This window comes from Candidatus Marithrix sp. Canyon 246 (genome assembly GCF_001723685.1).
Classification (GTDB): domain Bacteria; phylum Pseudomonadota; class Gammaproteobacteria; order Beggiatoales; family Beggiatoaceae; genus Marithrix.
The window spans coordinates 40,040-63,993 of record NZ_MCBX01000010.1 but is presented as its reverse complement, the minus strand read 5'-3'; the positions used below and the strand labels follow the sequence as shown (position 1 = coordinate 63,993).

General features: G+C 34.2%; 24 protein-coding genes and 2 pseudogenes. 14 read left to right on the top strand and 12 right to left on the bottom strand.

The window, feature by feature from the left end:
• Positions 1-49: 49 nt before the first annotated feature.
• Genes BHU68_RS07945 through BHU68_RS07920 form a run of 6 tightly spaced genes read left to right on the top strand, consistent with a single transcriptional unit; the run spans position 50 to position 7,694 of the window.
• Positions 50-925, top strand: coding sequence for a hypothetical protein (locus BHU68_RS07945; RefSeq protein ID WP_069472033.1), 876 nt, complete (start codon positions 50-52; stop codon positions 923-925).
• A gap of 3 nt (positions 926-928) precedes the next feature.
• Positions 929-3,430 carry a bifunctional aconitate hydratase 2/2-methylisocitrate dehydratase gene (gene acnB, locus BHU68_RS07940; protein WP_069472032.1) on the top strand — a complete coding sequence of 834 codons (2,502 nt, stop codon included), beginning with the start codon at positions 929-931 and terminating at the stop codon, positions 3,428-3,430.
• 39 nt (positions 3,431-3,469) lie between these two features.
• On the top strand, positions 3,470-4,726 hold the full coding sequence (locus BHU68_RS07935; RefSeq protein ID WP_069472031.1) for a hypothetical protein: 1,257 nt from the start codon (positions 3,470-3,472) through the stop codon (positions 4,724-4,726).
• Positions 4,717-5,898 (top strand): ABC transporter ATP-binding protein, encoded by a 1,182-nt coding sequence (locus BHU68_RS07930; RefSeq protein ID WP_069472030.1) that lies wholly within the window; start codon positions 4,717-4,719, stop codon positions 5,896-5,898. Before BHU68_RS07935 ends, BHU68_RS07930 begins: the two co-directional genes overlap by 10 nt.
• Positions 5,895-6,878 (top strand): GNAT family N-acetyltransferase, encoded by a 984-nt coding sequence (locus BHU68_RS07925; protein WP_171899474.1) that lies wholly within the window; start codon positions 5,895-5,897, stop codon positions 6,876-6,878. The genes BHU68_RS07930 and BHU68_RS07925 overlap by 4 nt, the downstream gene beginning before the upstream one ends.
• Before the next feature lie 9 nt (positions 6,879-6,887).
• The gene (locus tag BHU68_RS07920; protein ID WP_069472028.1) at positions 6,888-7,694 is read left to right on the top strand and encodes a PIG-L deacetylase family protein; all 807 of its coding nucleotides are present in this window, start codon (positions 6,888-6,890) and stop codon (positions 7,692-7,694) included.
• Here the strand turns inward: BHU68_RS07920 and BHU68_RS07915 are convergent.
• Genes BHU68_RS07915 through acpS form a run of 6 tightly spaced genes read right to left on the bottom strand, consistent with a single transcriptional unit; the run spans position 7,684 to position 12,896 of the window.
• Entirely contained in the window at positions 7,684-8,214 is a 531-nt protein-coding gene (locus tag BHU68_RS07915) for a hypothetical protein (RefSeq protein ID WP_141699534.1), read from the bottom strand. The two genes, BHU68_RS07920 and BHU68_RS07915, sit on opposite strands and share 11 nt — an antisense overlap.
• A gap of 48 nt (positions 8,215-8,262) precedes the next feature.
• A complete protein-coding gene (locus tag BHU68_RS07910; protein WP_069472026.1) occupies positions 8,263-9,294 on the bottom strand; it encodes an acyltransferase family protein in 1,032 nt (343 codons plus the stop codon).
• 30 nt (positions 9,295-9,324) lie between these two features.
• On the bottom strand, positions 9,325-10,977 hold the full coding sequence (gene recN, locus BHU68_RS07905) for a DNA repair protein RecN (RefSeq protein WP_069472025.1): 1,653 nt from the start codon (positions 10,975-10,977) through the stop codon (positions 9,325-9,327).
• A gap of 16 nt (positions 10,978-10,993) precedes the next feature.
• Positions 10,994-12,154, bottom strand: a complete 1,161-nt coding sequence (locus BHU68_RS07900) for an RNA-binding domain-containing protein (RefSeq protein ID WP_069472024.1) — start codon at positions 12,152-12,154, stop codon at positions 10,994-10,996.
• Positions 12,151-12,516 (bottom strand): Mth938-like domain-containing protein, encoded by a 366-nt coding sequence (locus tag BHU68_RS07895; RefSeq protein ID WP_069472023.1) that lies wholly within the window; start codon positions 12,514-12,516, stop codon positions 12,151-12,153. The genes BHU68_RS07900 and BHU68_RS07895 overlap by 4 nt, the downstream gene beginning before the upstream one ends.
• A gap of 2 nt (positions 12,517-12,518) precedes the next feature.
• Positions 12,519-12,896 (bottom strand): holo-ACP synthase, encoded by a 378-nt coding sequence (gene acpS, locus BHU68_RS07890; RefSeq protein WP_069472022.1) that lies wholly within the window; start codon positions 12,894-12,896, stop codon positions 12,519-12,521.
• A 45-nt stretch (positions 12,897-12,941) separates the two neighbouring features.
• On the opposite strand from acpS, the gene mgtE reads away from it, so the two are divergent.
• A complete protein-coding gene (gene mgtE / locus BHU68_RS07885; RefSeq protein ID WP_069472021.1) occupies positions 12,942-14,273 on the top strand; it encodes a magnesium transporter in 1,332 nt (443 codons plus the stop codon).
• 193 nt (positions 14,274-14,466) lie between these two features.
• Here the strand turns inward: mgtE and glgC are convergent, their stop codons facing one another.
• The 4 genes from glgC to BHU68_RS07865 all read right to left on the bottom strand — a co-directional run bounded on the left by glgC (position 14,467) and on the right by BHU68_RS07865 (position 18,289).
• Complete coding sequence (glgC, locus tag BHU68_RS07880) at positions 14,467-15,717, bottom strand: glucose-1-phosphate adenylyltransferase (protein ID WP_069472020.1); 1,251 nt, start codon at positions 15,715-15,717, stop codon at positions 14,467-14,469.
• 32 nt (positions 15,718-15,749) lie between these two features.
• The gene (locus tag BHU68_RS07875) at positions 15,750-16,301 is read right to left on the bottom strand and encodes an SH3 domain-containing protein (RefSeq protein ID WP_083235014.1); all 552 of its coding nucleotides are present in this window, start codon (positions 16,299-16,301) and stop codon (positions 15,750-15,752) included.
• A 117-nt stretch (positions 16,302-16,418) separates the two neighbouring features.
• Positions 16,419-17,111, bottom strand: coding sequence for a response regulator (locus tag BHU68_RS07870; RefSeq protein WP_069472018.1), 693 nt, complete (start codon positions 17,109-17,111; stop codon positions 16,419-16,421).
• 5 nt (positions 17,112-17,116) lie between these two features.
• A complete protein-coding gene (locus BHU68_RS07865) occupies positions 17,117-18,289 on the bottom strand; it encodes an ATP-binding protein (RefSeq protein WP_171900392.1) in 1,173 nt (390 codons plus the stop codon).
• Between the two features lie 178 nt (positions 18,290-18,467).
• Here BHU68_RS07865 and BHU68_RS07860 point away from each other — a divergent pair, with 178 nt between their 5' ends.
• Positions 18,468-19,007, top strand: a complete 540-nt coding sequence (locus BHU68_RS07860) for an EF-hand domain-containing protein (protein ID WP_069472016.1) — start codon at positions 18,468-18,470, stop codon at positions 19,005-19,007.
• Positions 19,008-19,520: 513 nt separating this feature from the next.
• Here BHU68_RS07860 and BHU68_RS16900 read toward each other — a convergent pair.
• The gene (locus BHU68_RS16900) at positions 19,521-19,757 is read right to left on the bottom strand and encodes a hypothetical protein (RefSeq protein WP_141699533.1); all 237 of its coding nucleotides are present in this window, start codon (positions 19,755-19,757) and stop codon (positions 19,521-19,523) included.
• 289 nt (positions 19,758-20,046) lie between these two features.
• Between BHU68_RS16900 and tsaE (BHU68_RS07850) the strand changes: the two genes are divergently transcribed.
• The 3 genes and pseudogenes from tsaE (BHU68_RS07850) (at position 20,047) to BHU68_RS07845 (ending at position 21,380) form a co-directional block, all read left to right on the top strand.
• Positions 20,047-20,337: a tRNA (adenosine(37)-N6)-threonylcarbamoyltransferase complex ATPase subunit type 1 TsaE gene (tsaE, locus tag BHU68_RS07850; protein ID WP_069472014.1), complete on the top strand. Its 291-nt coding sequence runs from the start codon at positions 20,047-20,049 to the stop codon at positions 20,335-20,337.
• Positions 20,338-20,376: 39 nt separating this feature from the next.
• Positions 20,377-20,496 (top strand): annotated as a pseudogene (locus BHU68_RS18045) (hypothetical protein); the annotation flags it as partial.
• Positions 20,497-20,531: 35 nt separating this feature from the next.
• Positions 20,532-21,380: pseudogene (locus BHU68_RS07845) on the top strand (Rpn family recombination-promoting nuclease/putative transposase).
• A 46-nt stretch (positions 21,381-21,426) separates the two neighbouring features.
• On the opposite strand, the gene BHU68_RS07840 reads toward BHU68_RS07845, so the two are convergent.
• On the bottom strand, positions 21,427-21,678 hold the full coding sequence (locus tag BHU68_RS07840) for a hypothetical protein (protein ID WP_069472993.1): 252 nt from the start codon (positions 21,676-21,678) through the stop codon (positions 21,427-21,429).
• A 24-nt stretch (positions 21,679-21,702) separates the two neighbouring features.
• Between BHU68_RS07840 and BHU68_RS07835 the strand changes: the two genes are divergently transcribed.
• The 3 genes from BHU68_RS07835 to apaG are packed head-to-tail and all read left to right on the top strand — an operon-like array spanning position 21,703 to position 23,949.
• Positions 21,703-23,166, top strand: a complete 1,464-nt coding sequence (locus BHU68_RS07835; protein WP_069472012.1) for an NAD(P)H-hydrate dehydratase — start codon at positions 21,703-21,705, stop codon at positions 23,164-23,166.
• Positions 23,144-23,578 (top strand): tRNA (adenosine(37)-N6)-threonylcarbamoyltransferase complex ATPase subunit type 1 TsaE, encoded by a 435-nt coding sequence (gene tsaE / locus BHU68_RS07830; protein ID WP_069472011.1) that lies wholly within the window; start codon positions 23,144-23,146, stop codon positions 23,576-23,578. Before BHU68_RS07835 ends, tsaE (BHU68_RS07830) begins: the two co-directional genes overlap by 23 nt.
• Positions 23,575-23,949: a Co2+/Mg2+ efflux protein ApaG gene (gene apaG / locus BHU68_RS07825; protein WP_069472010.1), complete on the top strand. Its 375-nt coding sequence runs from the start codon at positions 23,575-23,577 to the stop codon at positions 23,947-23,949. The genes tsaE (BHU68_RS07830) and apaG overlap by 4 nt, the downstream gene beginning before the upstream one ends.
• The last annotated feature ends 5 nt before the right edge of the window (positions 23,950-23,954 follow it).

The following is a 23,954-nucleotide window of genomic DNA, read 5'->3' as shown; positions in this document are numbered from 1 at the left end:
AAGGGATATCGCCTTTTTTTATGAGGCATGATAAAATCTTATAATTTATATGAAATTACAAATAATTTTAGGGTTAATATTTACATTAACCAGCAATATAACTTATGGTTTTGATTTATTTAATCCTGATCGTGGTAAAGCCAAATCAGAAAGTAGAAGGTATTCAAAACCAACAATAAGTAAACCAACAACAAATGTAAGACCAAGTAGCTCTAAAAGAACTACTAAATCAAGACCAAAATACATCCCCCATAAAAAACTGGAAGATCTAATAAAAAAATTAAGGTCATCAAAAAAATTAGCTAATCCATTCAAACAAGTTTTTCCAATTGAATCAAAAATACTACCAACCGCACTGAAAAAATCAGAACTGAAAAAGTTGGCTAAAGGTACTACGGGTTCAGCTTCATATAATTATATTAAAAAAGCTCGTAAAGCTGTTAAAAAGCGTGTCAAAAAACGACGACTAAAAAGACAAAGAGATTTTGTATTACAAGGAACTAGTCGTATTGGTAGTAGAAGAGCGGTAGTATTAAAGGCACCTAATAACAAACAATTTGTTCTATATTTTGAAGATAATGTTGTGACTGAAATCAAAGGCTATGAAGGATACTACCTACTACAAGTTGAACCACGTGAAATAGTGATAGAATATCCAGAAGATGCGCCATGTCGCAAATCAAATCCAAAAAAAGGAGTAATCTGTAACCAACAAGACGAAGGCAGAACTGCCTTACTAAGCTTAGAACGAGATAAGATTGTAGCTGCGTCAACATCTCAGCCTCAAACAGCGGCGGCAACTACAGAAACAGAAAAACCGAAAAAAAGTAAGTTTAAGAGAAAAGTAATAAAAGAAGAAGACGTACCTCCGGGTATGAGAGTTGTACATACACCATTTGGGGATAGGTTAATACCAGTTAAATAACTAATGCTAAATAAATATAAACAACACGTAGAAGAACGCGCTAATCTGGGTTTACCTCCATTAGCTTTGGATGCTGAGCAAGTAGCGGCATTAATTGAATCATTAAAAACTTCACCTACTCAGGAGTTGCTGGATTTATTAATCCATAGAGTTCCTCCGGGTGTTGATCAGGCGGCTTATGTTAAGGCTGGGTTTTTGGCTGATGTTGCTAAAAATAAAACTAGTTCGGCTTTAATTTTACCTGCATATGCTACTGAATTATTGGGTACTATGTTGGGTGGTTATAATATTGAGCCGCTGATTGATTTGCTTGATGATGCGAATTTGGCAGAAATTGCCGCGAAGGCTTTGTCGCATACTTTGTTGATGTTTGATGCTTATCATGATGTAGTAGCAAAAGCATCAACTAATGAATGGGCGCAAAAGGTATTGAATTCTTGGGCTGAGGCAGAGTGGTTTACTAGTAAGCCTGCTTTGGCTGAGTGTATTACGGTTACGGTTTTTAAGGTGCCGGGTGAGACTAATACTGATGATTTGTCTCCAGCGTCTGAGGCTTGGAGTCGCCCTGATATTCCTTTACATGCTAAGGCGATGTTGGTTAGTAAAATGCCTGATGCTTTAGACACTATTGCTAGTTTGAAGCAAAAGGGGCATCCTTTAGCTTATGTTGGTGATGTGGTTGGTACTGGATCTTCACGTAAATCTGCAATAAATTCAGTATTATGGCATCTGGGTAATGATATTCCTTATATTCCAAATAAGCGTCAAGGTGGGGTAATTTTAGGTGGTAATATTGCGCCAATTTTCTTTAATACTGCTGAAGATTCTGGGGCTTTGCCGATAGAGTGTGATGTTTCTAAGTTAAATACTGGCGATGTTATCACTATTTATCCTTATGAGGGGCGTATAGTTAATGACAATGGTGAACAAGTTAGTAGTTTTGATTTGCGCCCAATTACTATGCCTGATGAAATTCGAGCTGGTGGGCGTATTCCTTTAATAATTGGGCGTAGTTTAACTGATAAGGCTAGTAGTTCTTCAAACAATGTGTTTATTCGCCCGTCAGCGGCTACAGAGAGTGATAAGGGTTTTACTTTAGCTCAAAAAATTGTTGGTAAGGCTTGTGGCGTTGATGGTGTACGCCCGGGTAGTTATTGTGAACCTAAAATAACTACTGTAGGTTCACAAGATACGACTGGTGCAATGACACGTGATGAGTTAAAAGAGTTGGCGTGTTTGGGCTTTTCTGCTGATTTGGTAATGCAAAGTTTTTGTCATACAGCGGCTTATCCAAAACCTGTTGATATAACATTGCAACACAATTTACCAGATTTTATTCGTACACGTGGTGGTGTTTCGTTACGCCCGGGTGATGGTATTATTCATTCATGGTTAAATCGTATGATTTTACCAGATACGGTTGGAACTGGTGGCGATTCACATACGCGGTTTCCATTAGGAATTAGTTTTCCTGCGGGTAGTGGTTTAGTAGCATTTGCAGCGGCATTAGGTGTAATGCCTTTAGATATGCCAGAATCGGTGCTGGTTCGTTTTACTGGTGAAATGCAAGCTGGTATTACTTTACGCGATTTGGTAAATGCAATTCCTTATGTAGCAATTCAACAAGGTTTATTAACAGTAGCTAAACAGGGTAAGAAAAATATCTTCTCAGGGCGAGTATTAGAAATTGAAGGTTTAGCAGATTTAAAAGTTGAACAAGCTTTTGAGTTAGCCGATGCCTCAGCCGAACGCTCAGCGAATGGTTGCACTGTGCGCTTAAATAAAGAGCCAATAATAGAATATCTAAACTCCAATATCACCTTATTAACTTGGATGATAGCGAATGGCTATGGAGATGAACGTACATTAGAGCGTCGTATCGAAGCTATGCAAAAATGGCTAGAAAATCCAGAATTATTAGAACCAGACGCTGATGCTGAATATGCAGCAATAATAGAAATAAACCTAAATGAAATCAAAGAACCGATACTAGCTTGCCCAAATGATCCCGATGATGTTAAGCCATTATCAGAAGTGGCAGGAACAAGTATTGATGAAGTATTTATCGGTTCTTGTATGACAAATATAGGGCATTATCGCGCTGCTAGCAAGGTATTACAAGCGGCAGGTAATGTACCAACTACTCTTTGGATAGCTCCACCGACACGTATGGATGAAAAGCAATTAATAGAAGAAGGGGTATATTCAACATTTGGGCAAGCGGGAGCGCGTACAGAAATGCCGGGCTGCTCACTCTGTATGGGCAATCAAGCACGAGTAAAAGATGGAGCAACAGTAATATCAACATCAACTCGTAACTTCCCTAACCGCTTAGGTAAAGATGCGAATGTATATCTAGCTTCAGCCGAATTAGCGGCAGTAGCTAGTAAACTTGGAAAAATACCTAGCATAAATGAATATATGGAAAATGTTGCGGCTATAACGCCGGAATCGGATTATCGTTATTTAAATTTCCATGAAATGGAAGAGTATAAGGTAGCGTAAAATGTAGGGGCAATCTTTTATGGTTGCCCAGCTTAAAAAATGCAATATCAACTTTCATTCAATAGAATATTCCCAATATTATTAAGTCTAATCATTATTTTATGGATTTATCTTAATTATAAATTAATGATTGCAGATGTATGGGATGAAACTAATTTTTTATTATACTTTTATTCTACTCCGCAAACTCTGTTTGAAAAAATAAAATTTATTTGGACTAGCAGTGACTTAGGAAATATTTATCGTCCTTTGCCTATTTCTTTAGCTATACTAATCATTGAGCCTATTAATAATTATGAGTTAGCATGGAAGGTATTAAGATGGACAAATGTATTGTTGTTGTTAGCTAGCTTATTATTTCTATTGGCTGCATTACATAAATGGGGTATTAAAAACTATCAAAAACTGATTTTTAGTATTTTCTTTTTATATTCTAGTGCCGCTATTATTAGTGCTAGTTGGTTTGCTAATATGTTTGATGTTAGTACAGTATTTTTTATTAGTCTTGGAATTTTTTTGATTTCATTACAACAATATATCATCGCTGCTTTAGTATTAAGCTTATCTTTTTTTTGTAAAGAAATAAGTGTGTTATTAATACCATTTTTATTTATTTTAGTATTAAATACTAAGCTAGATTTCCGTCAATTCACAAGGATGTGCTTAATTATTGTTACAATAGCTGGTATTTATTGGTATTTACGTTTATCTTATATTCCTTTAGGCTCAGAACAAGATATTCATGGTTTTTCCACAATACAATTGTTGCCAACATTACAAGCTTATTTTGAAAGTTTCTGGTGGCAAACCATGAAACGTGATGGTATGAGTTTGTTAGGTTTTATATGGTTGCTTGTTTCTTTATTAGCTTTAAAAGGTTTCATTAATAAAGCTGCATTGATTGTATTGATGATGTTATCAGCTATAATGTATTTAGGTATGTTTAGTTATCAAAATGATGTCTTAATGAGTCATCTGAATTTTGTTGGGCGACTTTATTTAGTGCCAATGGTTTTAAGTTTGTTGATGTTAATTATGTGGGGAAGAACTTCTTTATTTGTCATATTATTAATGCCAGTATTATGGGGCGCACAACAAACCTATACAAATCATAGGAATTTTCAAATTGTATATCATCAAATTTATGATTTGGCACAAAATAGTTCCGATAAATTAACGATTCATTATCCAGAAAAACCCTTAAATGATCATATTCGCAAAATTGAGATAGGAGATTATCCTCAAGCATGTTTTTCTATTGGAATGAAAACTTTGAAATATAAACAATGCAAGTAATTAATCTACAAAATGTAAGTAAAACCTACACTCATTATGCACACGGCATTGATAGGTTGCTAGAAATTTTAACCCGCCGCCCTCGTCATCAAGCCTTTGCCGCTTTACATCCCATGAATTTAAGTGTTTCAGAAAGTCAAGTTGTGGGTATTATTGGCAATAATGGGGCTGGTAAAAGTACTTTATTGAAAATCCTTGCTGGTACTTTACAACCAGATGGGGATTTGTGTGAAGTTAAAGGGCGTGTTGCGGCTTTATTAGAATTAGGTGGCGGTTTTCATCCTGAAATGACTGGGCGCGAAAATGTTTATTTAAATAGTTCTATGATGGGTTTGTCATCGAGTGAAATTGATGCTATATATGATGATATAGTTGCTTTTGCTGACATTGAAGATTTCATGGAGCAGCCGGTTAAGACTTATTCTTCTGGTATGTTTATGCGTTTAGCTTTTGCGGTGGCAACTAGTGTTGATCCTGATATATTGATTATTGATGAGGCTTTATCAGTTGGAGATGGTGCATTTGCGCGTAAATCTTTTGATCGTATAATGCAATTTAAACAAGCTAAAAAGACTATTTTATTTTGTTCGCATTCGCTGTATCAGGTTGAATCTATATGTGATCGTGTGATTTGGTTAGATAAAGGGCATCTGAAACTGGATGGTGCGCCAAGTGCGGTGGTGAGTGCGTATAATCAATTTATGGCTCAAGGAGATGCACCAAATTCCAAAAAAGAGACATTAGTAGCAGATGGTACTGCACAAATAACCAATATAACGATCAGTGTTGATGGTGTTACAAGAGATCGCATAGATGTTTTCAGTCTGAAAAGCGAATTAAATTTAACTATTGGATATTCATCAGATCCAAAATTGCCAATACCTAGCCTTGGATTAATAATATCTAGTGCAGATGGAAGACATATTACTAGTGCTGGCACTAAAAATGATGGTTTAATTATTAAACGTGATGCTCAAGGCAATGCCAAAGTTAGGCTTACTTTTTCAAAATTAGCCTTATTAAAAGGAGAATATTGGATTACTGTTTATTTAATGTGTGAAAATGCGATCCATATTTATGATGAAGTTAATCATCCTACTAAATTGGATGTGCATCAAGAAAGTTTAGAACTTGGTGTTGTGAGTTTGCCACGTGAATGGGTGCAAATATGAAATCTTCACGTTGGAGCATAACTACAGTAACAGAAAATGATAAAGCTGCTATAAGAGAATTATTTAATGAGGTTTTTGCTCCCGAAAAAATGAGCGATGTTCTTTGGGAATGGAAATATGGAAATGGGCGTGGTTTAGGAACTGTAGCTTGGCGTGATGATGGTAAAATGGTTGCTCACTATGGCGCAATAATACGTAAACTCCATTATTTTGGAAGTTTGAAGTTAATAATACAAATTGCTGATGTGATGGTATCTACTAAAGAACGTGGTAGGTTAACACGGCGTGGTGCCTTTTTTTTAACAGCAGCGACTTTTCCAGAATCTTATGTTGGCTATGGTGCGCGGTTTTGGTTAGGTTACGGTTTTCCTAATAAACGTGCTATGAAGATTGCAGAACGTTTAGGTTTGTATGCGCCTGTGGGAAAGATGATAGAATTGCGTTGGCAATCAAGTGCTGCTAAATCTCATTTATGGACACGTATTCGGCATTTACAGCCACAGCATAAGCATAAGCAAAAAAATAAACAAATTATCAATAAATTATGGAATCATATGGCTGATAGTTTGCAAGATGCGTTAGTCGGAGTGCGTGATTGGGATTATGTAGAACATCGTTATTTTTTGCATCCACATAAACAATATGAGGTTCTGTTGATAAGCAGACGTTTTACTAATCAAGCACTAGCAGTTATAGTAATCCGTCGAGAAAATGAAACTTGTAGAATTATGGATTTTATTGGTGATTTAAAATATCTTCCAGAAACTATTAAACAAATTAGACGTATGGCAGGTGTTTGGGGTATGAAAGCAGTTATTGTGTGGATAACAGCCAATTTTACTAAAGCATTTCCTCAGCAAGAGGTTGAAGAACATGATTTAGAAATCATAATTCCTCATACGATCTGGAGTCAAGCAGTGCCACCAGAAGCAATTGAGGGGCATTGGTGGTTAATGAGTGGTGATACTGATTTTTTGTAGGATTAACAAATGAAAGAAGCTTCATTTATCCCTTATACAGCAACAATTGCTTTACCAAAGGGCAATGTTTTAGTTTTGGCTCCGCATCCAGATGATGAAGTCTTTGGTTGTGCGGGTGCTATAATGCAACATGTGTCACAGAATGATTCTGTGCAAGTTGTAATTATCACTGATGGCAGCGCGGCTACTATACATCCTAATACTGATAGTAAGATAAAATATATAGAGACTCGTCAACAAGAAAGTTGTACAGCGGCACAAGTTTTAGGCTATGGTACACCAGAATTTTGGGGTATTACTGATCGTACTTTGGAATGTAATGATAATTTGATTGAGCGGTTAGTTAATTATATTAAAGAAAAACAAATAACGTTGGTATATGCACCATCTGTGATGGAAATTCACCCTGATCATTATGCTTTAGCTATTAGTGCAGTAGAAGCAGTGCGCCGCTGTGGTGAAAACGTGAATTTGAGCATGTATGAAATAGGTGTGCCTTTACATCCTAATATTTTGTTAGATATAACTAATATGTTGGAACGCAAGAAAGAAGCAATGAATTGTTTTGTTTCTCAATTAGCCCTCCAAGATTATAGTCGCCATGTGTTAGGATTAAATACTTATCGTAGTTATACTTTGCCAGCCACTGTAATAGCGGTTGAGGGCTATTATATGCTTAATGGCTTGGAATTACAAAATCAGTTTAGCGTATTTGGAAATACGCGACAAACTGCTGAATTATCCAGAGTATATAATAGTCGTTCATGGCGTTTAACTATGCCACTACGTTGGTTACATTCTGTCTTTAAAACTTAGATATTGCAACCCAACTAATATCATTATCTAATATTTGCGAAAAACCGTTTTCTATTAATTCATTCTTTTGCCAAAAAGAACGATGATTTTCGTAAGGATTAGCTTCTACTTGTTGTGGAATAAATTCTTTTGGGGTGCTTATTAAAACAGCTTTGTTAGCAATTCTTTTTAGTTGTGCTAGAAACTCTAATCCATCTGTTTTGGTAAAATGTTCTAGTATATCTATAGCTAAAACTAGTTCATAACTATTATCAGCTAAAGTAGGTAATATTGTTAAAGCATTACCAATCATTATGTTGTGATAACAGTAGTCGTGAACTGGCGTAAGGTAAACATCACATGCTTCAATGCCATCAATACGCACACTCCATTCTGCTTTTGGGCGTTGTTTTCCTTCACTACCATTGACTTCAAATAGATTGATATTTTCAAGATTAATACGTGCTAAAAAACCATATTGCCCCATACCAACTCCTACATCAAGTAAGGATGCTGGATTGAGTTGTTCTATGTATTGCACTATGGTTGAAATTTGGGAACTTTGACTGAAAGGCATATTGTAATAAAATTAATATAAAAATTTAGTAGATAATTTACGACCAAAGATACGAGCAGGATTTTCAATTAAATAATAAGTCATTAAGGCTAAAATAACTGTTAGTATTAAACAGGTTAAATATCCTATAAAACCAGTTAAATTATAATTTAAGTGATTTAAAACTTTTGGAAGTAACAGATGAAATAAATAAACTCCATAACTTATATTTCCCATAAATAAACATATAGAATAAAAAAAGGAATTAACTTTCTTTAGATATATTAGAAATGGAAATAACAGAATAGCATAACTAATAGCACACCATAAACGAAAATATGATGTTAACAACAATTTACTACCTTCTCCGTATAAATCAAGTACTAATATTAAAAAATATAAACTAATGATAGTAAATGTAATTATTATAATATAAATTATTTTAGGTATTTTTTGATGCTTATATTTATCATAAATACTAAATAATAAAACTCCAATCATAAATTCAATGAGAAAACCGGGTAAATGAAAGCTTAAAATTGTTGATAGATTAGGATTTGAAACTTCTGTTGAAGTCATAATTAGGATTGTTTTTAATACAATTGCTAATATCAGTACTATATAAATAGTATTTATATTTCTCACTGTCAAAAATGCTAAAAACGGTACTAATAAATAGAATTCTATTTCTATAGGAATAGTCCATGTTACACCATTAAAAAACATTGCTTCTTGAATGGAGCTTGTAGTTTGCAGAAAAAATAAATGATCAATAAAAAATGCAAATTTTTGTGGATCGTCTGGTGCAAATCCGTAATATAATAACAGTGAAAAGAAATATAATGGATATATTCTAAAAAATCTCCTTATTAAGTAAGGTTTGATAGCTATCTTACCAGAATAAATTATAGGCGCAAATACAAATCCACTAATTACAAAAAATAAATCTACACCTGTTCCTAAAAAATTTAGAGTCTTTGATTCTGGCATCAAGAAAAAAGCATAGTGGTATGTTAATACCATCAATGCCGCTATGCCACGAAATAGTTCTATTGCTGGGTGCATAATAATTATTATTTTTTCATTGTTAAAAATTCACTGCACTCTAGCATGCTCTAACATTTCTTGTGCATGTGCTAAGGTTTGGGAGGTGATTTCTATTCCTCCTAACATTCGGGCTATTTCTTCAATGCGTTGTTGGTAGTCTAGTTGTTTTATAGTTGCATATGTGGTTTGTTGTAAGACTTTTTTGCTTACTTGTAAGTGATGATGCCCTTGACTTGCTACTTGTGCTAAGTGGGTAATACATAATACTTGGCGTTGTTGCCCTAGTTTGTTTAGTAGTTGCCCTACTATTTCTGCAACTCCACCGCCTATTCCTACGTCAACTTCGTCAAATACTAGTATTGGTACTCCACGGCTTTCTGTGGTAATTACTTGTATTGCTAAGCTTATTCTTGATAGTTCGCCGCCTGATGCTACTTGTTGTAGTGGTTTCGGTGGATTGCCGGGGTTGGTGCTTACTAAAAATTCTATTTTGTCGCTGCCTGTTGGAGATGGTGCTGCTTGTTGGTCTGTTTTTACTTTGATCGTTAATTTGCCGCCGGGCATTCCTAGTTGTTGTATTTCTTTCGTTATTTGTTCTGATAATGTGTTTGCGGTTTTTATTCGTTGTTTATGTAAAATTTGGCTTATTTGTTTATAGGTTTCTAAGCTTTCTGCAATTTTAGCTTCTAAATTCACAACGCGTTGTTCATAATTTTCTAATTCATTTAGTTGTTTATTTAGTTGTTCTACATATTTTGGCAACTCTGCATAGCTAACTCGGTGTTTGCGTGCTAAGTCTTGTAGTTGGTTAATTTGTTGTTGTACATCTTGTAAGCGTTCTGCATCTAAATCTAAGTTATGTATATATGTACGTAATTCACCTATCGCTTCTTGAGTGTGAATGATTGCATTTTCTAAAAATGCAGCAATATTAGTTAGTTGTGAATCTGCATCTTGCATTTCTTCTAATAAATTAAAGGCTTTATTTAATCCTCCTGCTTCGTCATTATCAAGTAATGTTAGCGCGTCTTGACTATTTTCTAATAATTTTTGTGCATTAACTAAACGACGAAATTCTGTTTCAAGTTTTTCTAGTGCTTGAGTTGTAACTTCAAAGTTTTCAAATTCTTGAACTTGATAACGTAATAAGCTTATTTTTGCGTCACGATCTTCTCCACCTAAATGTTTTAATTCTGTTTTTAGTTTATTCCAAGCTTGATAAGTATTTTTAACTTGTTGTAAAATTGTTTTATCGTCCATTAGTTCGTCAACTAATTCACGTTGTATGTCGGGCTTCAGTAAGGATTGATGAACATGTTGACCATGAATATCTACTAAATATTCTCCTAATTTACGCGCTGTTTGTATAGATACTGGTTGGTCATTAATATAAGCTCTTGAACGCCCGTTATGATTGACAACTCGTCGTACAAAACATTCTTCTCCGTGAGATAAATTTTGTTGCTCTAACCATTGTTGCGCTGCTAATGGCAGATGAAAAACGGCATTAACTTGTGCAGTTTCACAACCTTGCCGTACCATATTACTATAAGCTCTTTCTCCAAGCACTAAACTGAGTGCGTCAATAACAATTGATTTACCTGCTCCAGTTTCGCCACTGATGATTGTCAATCCGTTATTAAATTGTAATTTCAATTGTTCAACAATGACAAAATTTTCAATCTGTAAATAATGTAACACTTAAATACCCTTACTATTAATCAATTTTAGGTCTATAAATTGTAACTTTAAAATATTCTGCGGTGGTATTATTTTCAAATTCTATATTAGGATATGCTTTAAGTGATTTTAAAATACCACTACCAATTCCTCTGTATGGTAAGACATCACTGACAAAGGATGTTAAAACAATATTTCTGGAACGGCGTTGAATACCTTGTTTAATATCTTCAACAGAAAGACTGTTTGGTAATTTACCCGGGCTTTTTATTTCAATTCTATTTGGAAATATAAATAATTTTATTGAGTCATGAATAAAATAATCTCTATGTACTAAGGCATTAATTAGTAGTTCTTCAAAAACAATTTTTGGTATTTCTGGTATTCCTAAGCTATTAAAACTTTGATTGCCTTGATGTTTTCTTAGTATGCTAGTTATAAAACTAAGAGTGTTTTTATATTGTTGTAATAAATTACCGGTAAAATTTTCACTATCTCTATAATCGTTAGTAATAAATTCATTATCCCAAAATGAAACCATTGAAATATAAAGTTCAGGCAATAAAATTTCTACATTTCTGCCAAATAGTAAGGTTCCTGCTATAGTTAGTTTATCATCTTTCATAAGTCTGAGATTTGTCATTAAACGTGATATTTCTTCAGTTTCAAAATCTTCTTTGTATCTTTTTTGAAAGAAATCTCTAAATATGATTAGATCAACATCATTAATAGTAGTGTCTGCAATTGGTTGCCTTTCAGCATATAATTTACCAGCGTTTTGATATAAACGTTTTAATTCTTCAGGTGATACACGTCTTTTGTTAGCGGCTGATTTCATCCAATAGACCATATTTTTATCACAATATGGTTTTTCAATTCCAGCGGGAATTGTTACAATTAAAATTAATTTATTCTCAATAGAGACGGTATCAGTAAATATATTAATAGAGGGTTTTATATTATTTGCTGCCCAATTGAATAGATAATTATTAGCTTTTTCTATGGATTCAAAATCTTGTCCTATAATATTACCGGTTTTATCTTCAATACCAATCAGAATTTTGCCGCCTTGAAAATTAGACATAGCAACTAATTCAGCAACAATATCATCTGCTTGTTTTGCTTTAAGTTGTTGTTTAAACTGTACTTGGCTATTTTCACCGGCATTAATTATTTTAATTAATTCAGCAGTATTCATATTAATAATCCCGCTGCGACTTTTCTACCTTCTGATATTAATATTGTATAGGTGCGACAAGCGGCTGCTGTATCCATAATTTCTATTCCAATACTTTTTTCTATTAAAGGGCTTAGTAATTCTGCGCTGGGGAAATGTATTGTTTGCCCTGTTCCTAATATAATTATATCTACTTCTAGTTTAGCTAGTGTTTCAAAATGGGCTATTTTTAAGTCGTCAACATTTGTTGGTTGCCAGTCTGTTAGATATTCTGGCATTATAATTATGCTATTTGAATATTTTTTGTCATTAATTGTGACGCTGTTTGTATCAATGTTTTTTATTTGGTATGTGCTATTAGATGTTGTTAGGTGAACTTTCATTGTTAATTCTCTAAAATGACTATTGCTGCTGCAATCTCTGTAATATGTGATAGGCTTACATGCACTTTGGTGACTGTTAATTGTTTGACTATTTGTTGTGTTTTGCCATGTGTAATTATATAGGGTGCGCCAGTGTCTTTATTAAGTACTTCTATATCTTTAAAGGTTACTTGTTGACTTAATCCTGTTCCTATTGCTTTCATAAAGGCTTCTTTAACTGCAAATTTACCTGCATAACGTTCTGTTGGATCGCGATATTTTTGGCAATATGTGATTTCTTTTGAAGTGAATAGGCGGTTGGTGAAGTTTTCACCATGTTTTTCTATGCCTTTACGAATACGTATTTGGTCAACTATGTCTATGCCTAATCCTAGTATCATAATAATCTCTATTAAATGTCTTATTTTAATATAGTATAGAAAATTATGCCTACTAATGATTCTTTAAATTCTTTACATGATGCTGTTGATAAGGGTTTATCAACCGAAATTGAACAACAAGTCACAGAACTTCATCCGTCTGAAATCGCTGATTCTTTAGAATCATTGCCTTGTAAACAACGCGCTGAGTTATGGAAACTAGTTGATCAAGAAGCAGTATTGCCTTATTTGAATGATACTGTACAGCTTGAATTAATACAAGATATGTCTGCTGCTACTTTAGCAAGGGCAATTGAGAGTATGGATACTGATGATGCGGTGGATATGTTACAAAATTTGCCGGATGAAGTTGTTGAAGCTTGTTTACAAGAAGTAGATTTGGAACATTATCGCCGCTTGAGACAGGTATTATTTTATCCTGAAAACTCCGCCGGTGGTTTAATGAATACCGATATTTTAATTGTACGTACTCAAATGACTATAAAAATGGTGCTACGTTATTTACGCCGCTTTGATAAATTACCTGATAGAACTGATTTATTAATGGTGGTTGATAGTAATAATCATTATAGTGGGGTATTATTTATAACCGATTTATTAACTAGTAGCCCTAAATATTTAGTTGAGCAAATTATGTCCACTAATATAGAGGCTATTGCAGCTGATTTATCAGATAATAAGGTAGCTTTATTATTTGAACAACGTGATTTATTGTCTGCACCTGTAGTTGATAAGCAGGGTATTTTGCTTGGGCGTATTACGATTGATGATGTAGTAGATGTAATACGGGCTGAAGCTGATCATCATTTAATGGGGCGTGCTGGTTTAGATGAAGAGGATGATATGTTTGCTCCAATCTTGAAGACGACTCGTAATAGAGCGATATGGTTAGGTGTGAATTTAATAACAGCTTTTTTAGCCGCTTATGTAATTGGTTTATTTGAGGCAACTTTAGAACAAATGGTAGCTTTAGCAGTTTTATTGCCAATAGTTGCTAGTATGGGTGGTATTGCTGGCAGTCAAACTTTAACGATTGTGATTCGTGGTATGGCATTAAATCAAATTAGTAATACTAATATTCCTTGGTTATTAAAAAAGGAATTAGCAGTAGCTATATTAAATGGAATTATTTGGGCGATTGTGGTGGCTGTTATAGCTATAATTTGGTTTAATAATGTTATATTGGGTTTGATTATTGGAACGGCGTTAATTATTAATTTATTTGTAGCAGCTTTTGCAGGGGTATTAATTCCAGTATTGTTGAAACGTTTATCTATAGATCCAGCTCTTGCGGCTAGTGTTACTTTAACTACTATTACTGATGTTATTGGATTTGGAACTCTGTTGGGATTGGCTACAATTTTATTGAAAGAATAGTTCGGCGAACCAAGTAGCCTTATCTTTGCCCTAACATATCTGGAGTAACTAATACAATTCCAGATTCATTAACATAAAAACGTTTAGTTCGGTGGGTTTCGCTGTCGCTCTACCCACCCTACATGTGATGTTAATGAATTTTAATGTAGGGTGGGTAGAGCGACGACAGCGAAACCCACCGAACCAAGTAGCCTTATCTTTGCCCTAACATGTCTGGTGTAACTAATACAATTCCAGATTCATTAACATAAAAACGTTTAGCGTCTTCTTCTAAGTTTTCTCCTATGACGGTATTAGGAGGAATGATACTACCTCTATCAATTACAGCTTTTTTGATTTTGCAATTACGACCAATTTCTACATTTGGTAATATTACGCTATCTGTTACAGATGAATAAGAATTTATTTTAACATTAGAAAATAGTAAGGATTTTTTGACTTTAGCACCTGAAATTATACATCCTCCTGATACGATAGAATCAACAGCCATACCTCGTCTCTCTTCATCATCAAATATAAATTTTGCAGGTGGTAATTGTAGTTGATTAGTCCAAATAGGCCATTCTTCGTCATAAACATTTAGTTGTGGGCTTACAGAAACTAAGTCTATATTGGCTTCCCAAAATGCTTGCAATGTACCAACATCACGCCAATAAGCTTGTTCTCCTTTTTGAACGTCGCGAAAACGGTAGGCAAATACTTGATGTTGATCGATAATAGATGGAATTATATCTTTACCAAAGTCATGGCTAGACTGCGTGGATTCTGCATCTATATTAAGTTGATCATATAAAAAATCTGCTTTAAAAACGTAAATACCCATTGATGCTAATGCTTGACTTGGATCATTAGGTGTTGGTTCTGGTTGACTAGGTTTTTCTGCAAAACGTATAACTTGATCTTTGTCATCAATACTCATTACACCAAAACTGGTTGCCATATCTAATGGAACTTCTAAACAACCTACGGTCATATCAGCGTTGTTATCAACATGTGCTGCTATCATTGGACCATAATCCATTTTATATATATGATCACCAGCTAAAATTAGGATATATTCTGGTTTATGAGCACGAATTATATTGAGATTTTGATATACAGCGTCGGCTGTTCCTGAATACCAATTTTCACTTTGTTGTGATGCTGGCATTAATTCAATAAATTCACCAAATAAAATCCCGCGAGAAAAATTCCAAGCTCTTTGAATATGGCGAATCAAAGAATGTGATTTATATTGTGTGACTATTGATATTTTGCGTATGCCAGAGTTAATGCAATTGGATAAAGGAAAGTCAATAATACGAAATTTACCACCAAAAGGTACTGCTGGTTTTGCTCGCCACTGAGTTAAATCTTTCAAACGTGTGCCACGCCCACCAGCTAGAACTAAAGCCATTGTGTTACGAGTTAATTGGCTAATATGACGATCCGCTTCAGCATTCATTAATTTATCCTCAAAACAAATTGTATATTATACTACAAACAATCTTGTTCTTGGATATAACGACGATTTACCCAGCCTTTAACATATTTATATTTAATTGGAAACCAACGGGATCTGCCAACTTTTTTTGATCTGCCAGTTACTTCTATGCCTGTAGCGTTTGAACTGAGTCTATAAATCTTTTTATAGCTAATTCCCGGTCCATTTCTGACTGATAATGTGTCATTGGAATCAACATTGACAACTTGAAAGGAACAACCATATTGTTCAATAATTGGACAATCTTTTTTTAGATAGTAACTATTAACCCAGCCTCTGATGCCATCATATTCAATAGGCACCCAGAAAAATCTGCCAACTTTAATTTCATAACCAACAATTTCAATATGATTTCCATTTGATGGAATAGAACCAACCTTTTTATATTTAGCACCGGGACCCACGCGAACTGTTAATGTATCATTAGTTTGAACTTTGCTGACACGGTATAAACAATCATTACTCAGTTTTGCCATAGTTGTATATGAGTACAGGAATAGCCATAAACTTAAGACTATAGTTATAAACTTTTTTAATTGGTTCATTTGTTTGCTCCATTAATAACTTAGAAGTATTTATATTAACATATTAATTTATATTATGCTGAGAGAAAGTGGGGTTTTAATTACATGGTCGGTTGTCACCGACTATGCAACCAAATCTTACCAAGGATAATTCAATTTATACCCAATACCATAAATAGTGCTGATAACTTCTTTATTGGGTAGTTGAGTTGCTATTTTTTTACGCAGATTTTTGATATGTGAATCAATGGTACGCTCATAGCCCTCAAAGTCAGAATCTCGCATCATATTTAATAATTTTTGACGGGATAAGACGGTGTTCGGACGCGCTAATAGGAATTTTAATAAGGTAAATTCACTAGGTGTAAATTTTAATTTCTGATCTGCAATATGCACTTCATGGGTTTTTTCATCTAGCCTAATGGTTCCAACCAGCAATTTTTTCTCTTGTTCTACAGGATTAGGAGGCATTCTTCGCAACACTGCTTTGACACGTGCTACCACTTCTCTTGGGCTAAAGGGTTTGCATATATAATCATCAGCTCCCAATTCTAAGCCCAATAGTCGATCAAGTTCTTCTACTTTTGCCGTGATCATGATTATAGGCACATTTGAAAATTTCCTGATTTCACTACAAACAGCTATTCCGTCCATTTCTGGTAGCATAATATCTAATAAGATTAATGTCGGTGCTGTTTGTTTGACATAAGGCACTACTTTATCACCTTGTTTCAGACAAGAAACTGTATAGTTTGATTTTTCTAAATAATCACGGAGTAATTGAGCAATTTTGATTTCGTCTTCTACAATCAGAATATGTTGAGTTTTCATAGTCTTTATTTTAAAGGAAAAACGATTTTAATCCAAAGTCCACCTGATGATACATTAGTAGCTGTAATTTTGCCACCGTGTATTTCTACGATATTTTTACAAATAGCCAAACCTAATCCGCTGCCACCTTTGGCTCGATTTCTTGATTGTTCTACCCGATAAAGTCGATCAAATAAGCGTCCTATAGATTCTTTAGGTACCCCGGGTCCTGAGTCGATAAAGTTGATGCAGAGCTGAGTTTTTGTCTGTTCAGATAAAATTTTTAAGCTGCCGGGCGAATCTACATATCGTAATGTATTTTCCAGTATATTGGAATATAATTGCCTTAATTTATCTGCATTTGCTTGTAAAATACTATCTGCTTGCAAATTTTCTTCTACTAAAATATTATGTTGTGCTAATTGAGTATGATATAATTGTAAGCTTTCTCGCAAAATTTGTAGTGGATTCAAAGCTTCATGATTGAAGTCTCGAATACCATCTTGCATTGCTTCAATTTCGCCACGCATTATTGATAAAGGAGTTCTTAGTTCATGTGAAATATCAGTCAACCATTGTTGACGCATTATTTCAAATTTTTCAAGTGTTTGTGACATTGTATTAAAATCATCAGCTAATTGTCCCAATTCATCATGGGAATTAATTTTAATTTTTGTTTTAAATTGACGGGAAGTTAATGCTTGTGTACCTTTAATTAGTTGTTGAATAGGAATTAACAATTGTCTTGATAACCACCATACCAGCAAGGTTGTTATCAAGACAATACTTGCAGATATTACATAGAATATCTCGGTTTGTTGTTTTAAAAACTCAATATCCCAAGGTTTTGATCTATGTTTTCTTTTGTGCATTCCCAGCCATCCAGTTATTTTTCCTTCGACGATAATTGCTTGAAGTTGATGCTGTTTGATTGGAGCAGGATTACCAACAACTCTTTTTTTTTGTGCATCAAACAGAGCAAACTTCCGAAATGGACCTCTTTTTGGTGGTTTTCGCCTAAAATCGTGAGGTGGAGGTGGAGGTGGTCTATGATCTTTATTTTTGTGACGAATTGAATGTAGCAATTCTCTCCAAACAAAATGGTTATTTCTTAATCTATCCCAGCTTTGCTCTGTTTTATATTCTATACTGAGTCTATAATCAAGCTCATTGAGTATTTTCATGTCCATTTTGTTCATAAAATCTACGAAGTTTTTCTGAAGATAAAAGTTCATGATGACAATCATTAAAACAATAGTTATGACACTGGTTAACAAGAATGAGATAAAAAATTTATAGGATAATTTAGTTTCTCCACATTTTCTCCACAATTGCTTGCTATACTTTAAATTGAAAATTAAATTAGAGGATTTTGTGATGAAAACAATAATGTTATCAAGTGCTGTAGTTTTAAGTTTGACCATGGGAACCGCGATTGCTGAACCCAATATGGCAAACCGGTTGCTGGAGCAATTTGATGTAAATCAAGATGGTTCAATTTCCGGCGAAGAAGTTCAGTCTGTGTTAGATCAAAAATTCACAACGGCTGATACTAATACTGATGGTTTATTAACACAAGAAGAGATAACAGTTGCTCATGAACTAGAACATCAAGAGCGAGCCGCGAAACGTTTTGCTGAGTTGGATACAGATGGAAGCGGTTCACTGAGTTTGGATGAATTTCAAGCTGGTAAACCACCTGCTGACAAACATGGCGGCAGATCAGAAGGAATGTTCTCACGGCTTGATCTGGATGGTGATGGTATGCTTTCTAGCCTAGAAAAAAATGCTCCATTAGTAGATAAGTTTACACGTATGGATACTAACCAAGATGGTGTCATTTCTACGGAAGAATTGAATCAAAAACCTGCTGGACATCGTGGTGGTAAAGAAAGGAACAACCATGTTGTTCAATAATTGGACAATATTTTTTTAGATAGTAACTAAGGCACCCAGAAAAATCTGCCAACTTTAATTTCATAATATTAATTTATATTATTCTGATAGAAAGTGGGGTTTTAGTTAAATGGTCGGTTATCACCGACCATTTAAGGCTTACAAATGCTAATTACAACTATCAGCTTTAGTCATATCTTTAATATGAAATATTGGATAGGATTCATTCCACTGCTTCATCGTAACGTCTTTATAAGATGTAGCTTTTCCTTCAAACATACCTTTAAGATTTATATTCCAAGGTATGAGTTCAAAAGCATCTTTAATTTTTTCCTGTAATTGAACGTTAAATATTCCTTTTTCACCAGTTTCTTCACGGCTAAAACCATCTAAAAATGGAACTAAAACTCCTTTTAACTTTTGATGAAATTTCTATTGGTGGTTTTTCATGTTCCTCTTCTTCAGCTTTATAAAGTTGTTGGATTTCTGATTCTGATAGGGCGCGGTTGTATATTCGGAGATCGTCTATAGATCCTAAAAATGGTTCAGATCATCTATTCCATCAAAACTATAAGCACTTTCCTGATTCCCAAACCGATCCTCACTCAGCGTCGCGCCATTAACAGTTCCATGATTCCCATTCCCCGATTCATCCTCAGCATTACCATTAAACGGATAATAAGCCACCAATCCATCATTTAAATCAGCCGAAACATTGCCGCTTAATGCAGCAGATAAAACCATAGCATTTATAAATGTATATTTTTTCAATAAAGTTTCTCCTTTAAGAGTTAAAAAAAATGGGTTTTCAATAGAAAAAAATATAGAATGCTTGATGGAGAAAAATGTCAAGGTTTTTTGGTTTTTTTTTATTTTTATGGTTAGATTTATATTATTTATAATATTGTGTGTCTGAATCATAATTTACAGAATTAAATCTTTATAATTCATGGCAATGATAAATCATTTCTGTAAATTCTAAAATCCTGTAAATCCTGATTCAGACAATTTAATAACATGAAAAACCAACATTTAAAAATTTTATACTGGTGATGGTTATGTGTTAGCCCGATTGGCTCATTTAGCCGGTTATGATGTTAGTGTTGCGGTACATGCTGGTGTTTGTGGCAAAATATATTTAGTAGCTGAACGTATGGTTTACCATTTTGATTTATATCGTTTAGGTGATCCTGAAGAATTAGAATATATAGGAATTCGTGATTATTTGGATCAACAAGCTATTTGCTTAATAGAATGGTCAGAAAAGGGTAAACCGTTTATACCAAAGCCGGATGTAGAAGTGCAAATCAGTTATGATGGAGAAGTACGTGGTGCAGGAGTAATTGGATAACAACCACACTTAGAACCCGGTGAAAGCTTTCAATATACCAGTGGTTCAGTATTGAAAACGCCAGTTGGAACTATGGACAAAAACATTTTGATGCTAAAATTCCAGTGTTTTTATTATCTGTGCCGGGTGTTTTGCACTGAAGAATGTAGGTTGGGCTGACGAAAGGAAGCCCAACAATTTAAAGACAAAAAATTATGGCAGAAAGAGAATTAGTAAGTTTCGACTGGGCTATTAAAAAATTATTAAGAAATAAAGCCAATTTTGACATACTGGAAGGTTTTTTAAGTGAATTGTTAAAAGATGAAATAAAAATAATACAAATCTTAGAAAGTGAAACTAATAAGGAACATAGTAATGAAAAATATAATCGTGTTGATTTAAAAGTAGAAAGCGAAAAAAATGGTATTATTATTATTGAAATACAATATGATCGTGAAATAGATTTCTTTTCTCGAATATTATGGGCTTAGAGTAAAGTGATTGCAGAGCATTTAGATAAAGGGCAGGCTTATGGAAATATTCCTAAAGTTATTTCTATTAGTATTTTATATTTCGATATAGGTGAAGGAGAAGATTATATTTATCGTGGAACAACTAGTTTTAAAGGTATTCATGATAATAAAATATTGCAGTTAGAAAGAAATCAAAAAGAATATTATGATCTTAATAGAATTTATAATGTATTTCCTGAATATTATTTAATTAGAGTCAATAGATTTAATCTTCTTGCTAAAGATACTTTAGATGAATGGATTTATTTTTTAAAAACGGCTGAAATCAAAGACTCTTTTACAGCTAAAGGCATTAAAAAGGCAAAGAAAGCACTTGATGTATTAGAACTAAATGCAGAAGATAAAAGAACTTATGATGCTTATCAAGCTAGTATGTGGGAATCTAGTTATGGGGTTGGAAAAAGGCAAGGCAGAGAAGAAGAAAAGCTAGAAATTGCAAAAAGTTTGTTAGATGTGTTAGATATTGAAACCATTGCTTTGAAAACTGGTTTGAGTGTCACAGAGCTACAAAAATTAAAAGATAAACTTTAGAATCTGGAATTGTTGGGCTTTCTTTCGTCAGCCCAACCTACAAACTCTAATTACAACTATCAGCTTTAGTCATGTCTTTAATATGAAATATTGGATAGGATTCATTCCACTGCTTCATCGTAACGTCTTTATAAAATGTAGCTTTTCCTTCAAACATAGCTTTAAGATTTATATTCCAAGGTATGAGTTCAAAAGCATCTTTAATTTTTTCCTGTAATTGAACGTTAAATATTCCTTTTTCACCAGTTTCTTCACGGCTAAAACCATCTAAAAATGGAACTAAAACGTGGTTTTTCATTTTTCTTCTGACAATTAAAATAACATGAAAAAGCAACATTTAGAAGTTTTATATACTGCCGCTCAAGTCGCAGAACTTGATCGTATTACTATTGAAGATCATAATATTCCCGGCTTATGTTTAATGGAACGCGCTGGTAGTGCCGCGTTTGAAGTTTTAAAGTCTCATTGGGTGCAAGCGCGTCGTATTACTGTTGTTTGTGGTATAGGTAATAATGCTGGTGATGGTTATGTGTTAGCGCGATTAGCTCATTTAGCCGGTTATGATGTTAGTGTATTGCAATTAGGTGATGTCAATAAGTTAAAAGCTGATGCTTTGCTTGCTTATCAATATATGATTAATGTTGGTTTGCAAGTGCAAGATTCACTTGTAAATCCTGATGTCATTGTTGATGCTATTTTTGGTACTGGTTTAGATCGTCAAGTTTCAGGAATATGGCGTGAAGCTATTGATAGTATTAATGATTGTTCCTGCCCGGTATTATCTATAGATATTCCATCTGGGCTTGATGCAGATACTGGTAATGCGTTAGGTGTTGCGGTAGCTGCTGATGTTTGTGTGACTTTTATTGGCTTTAAACAAGGTTTGTTTACTGGATTGGCTGCTGATTGTTGTGGCAAAATATATTTTGATGATTTAAAAGTACCTTCTGAGGTTTATCAAAAGGTAGAATCTAGCGTTAATCGTATTGTTTATGACGCTAGTTTATATCCTAAACGTGTTCGCACTGCGCATAAAGGTAAATTTGGTCATGTACTGATAATTGGTGGTGATTATGGAATGATTGGTGCCGCTCATTTAGCCGCAGAAGCAGCGGCAAGGGTTGGTGCTGGTAAAGTTAGTGTCGCTACTCGCGCTAATCATGCGGCTTTATTAAGTATTACACGCCCAGAAATTATGAGTCATAGTATAGAAACTGTGGCTGAACTAGAATCTTTGTTAGATCAAATAGATACGATTGCTATTGGTCCGGGATTAGGTCAATCAGATTGGGGACGTAATTTATTAAATGTCTTAAAAACGATAGAAAAACCAATAGTTGTTGATGCTGATGGCTTGAATTTATTAGCCCAAAAACCAATGAATTTAGCCAATGCGATTTTCACTCCACATCCCGGTGAAGCGGCTAGATTATTAAAAAAGAATATGGTAACAGATCGTTTTACAGTGGTACGGCGTTTAACAGAGCAATTAGCTGGGGTATGTGTTTTAAAAGGGGCTGGAACTTTGGTGGCAAATAAGGATGAAATTAGTGTTTGTACTGCTGGAAATCCCGGTATGGCTTGTGGTGGAATGGGTGATGTTCTTACAGGAATTATAGTTGGTTTAGTAGCTCAAGGTTTTTCTAATTTTGAAGCTGCTAAATTAGCAGTATGTCTTCATGCGCAAGCGGCAGATCGTGCTGCTGAAGAAAATGGCGAACGAGGTTTGTTGCCATCAGATTTATTTAAGTGGATACAATATTATGCAAATAATTTCCAGTGCTGAAGAAATGGAAAATTTTGGTGGCAGATTAGCGCGTGTTTGTAATAGCGGCTGCATTTTCTATTTGAATGGTGATTTAGGTGTAGGTAAAACTACATTAACCAGAGGGTTTTTACGAGCTTTAGGATATACAGGCAAAGTAAAAAGCCCAACTTATACCTTAGTAGAAGATTATTCAGTAGCTGAACGTATGATTTACCATTTTGACTTATATCGTTTAGGTGATCCTGAAGAATTAGAATATATAGGAATTCGTGATTATTTGGATGAACAAGCTATTTGCTTAATAGAATGGTCAGAAAAGGGCAAACCATTTACACCAAAGGCGGATGTAGAAGTGCAAATCAGTTATGATGGAGAAGCGCGATTATTGGAATTGCGGGCTTGTAGTGAAATTGGAGAAAAATTTTTATGAATACTTACGATATACAAATTGATGTTAAAACGACTTACATGGAAGAACATAGCATTCCTAAAGACGATCGCTATGCTTTTTCTTATCATATAACTATATACAATTCAGGTACAATGGCGGCAAAATTATTATCGCGACATTGGATTATTACTGATGGAGATAATAAGGTTGAAGAAGTACGTGGTGCAGGAGTAATTGGAGAACAACCACACTTAGAACCCGGTGAAAGCTTTCAATATACCAGTGGTTCAGTATTGAAAACGCCAGTTGGAACTATGGAAGGTAGCTATCAAATGATAGCTGAAGATCAAAAACATTTTGATGCTAAAATTCCAGTGTTTTTATTATCTGTGCCCGGTGTTTTGCATTGAGGTTT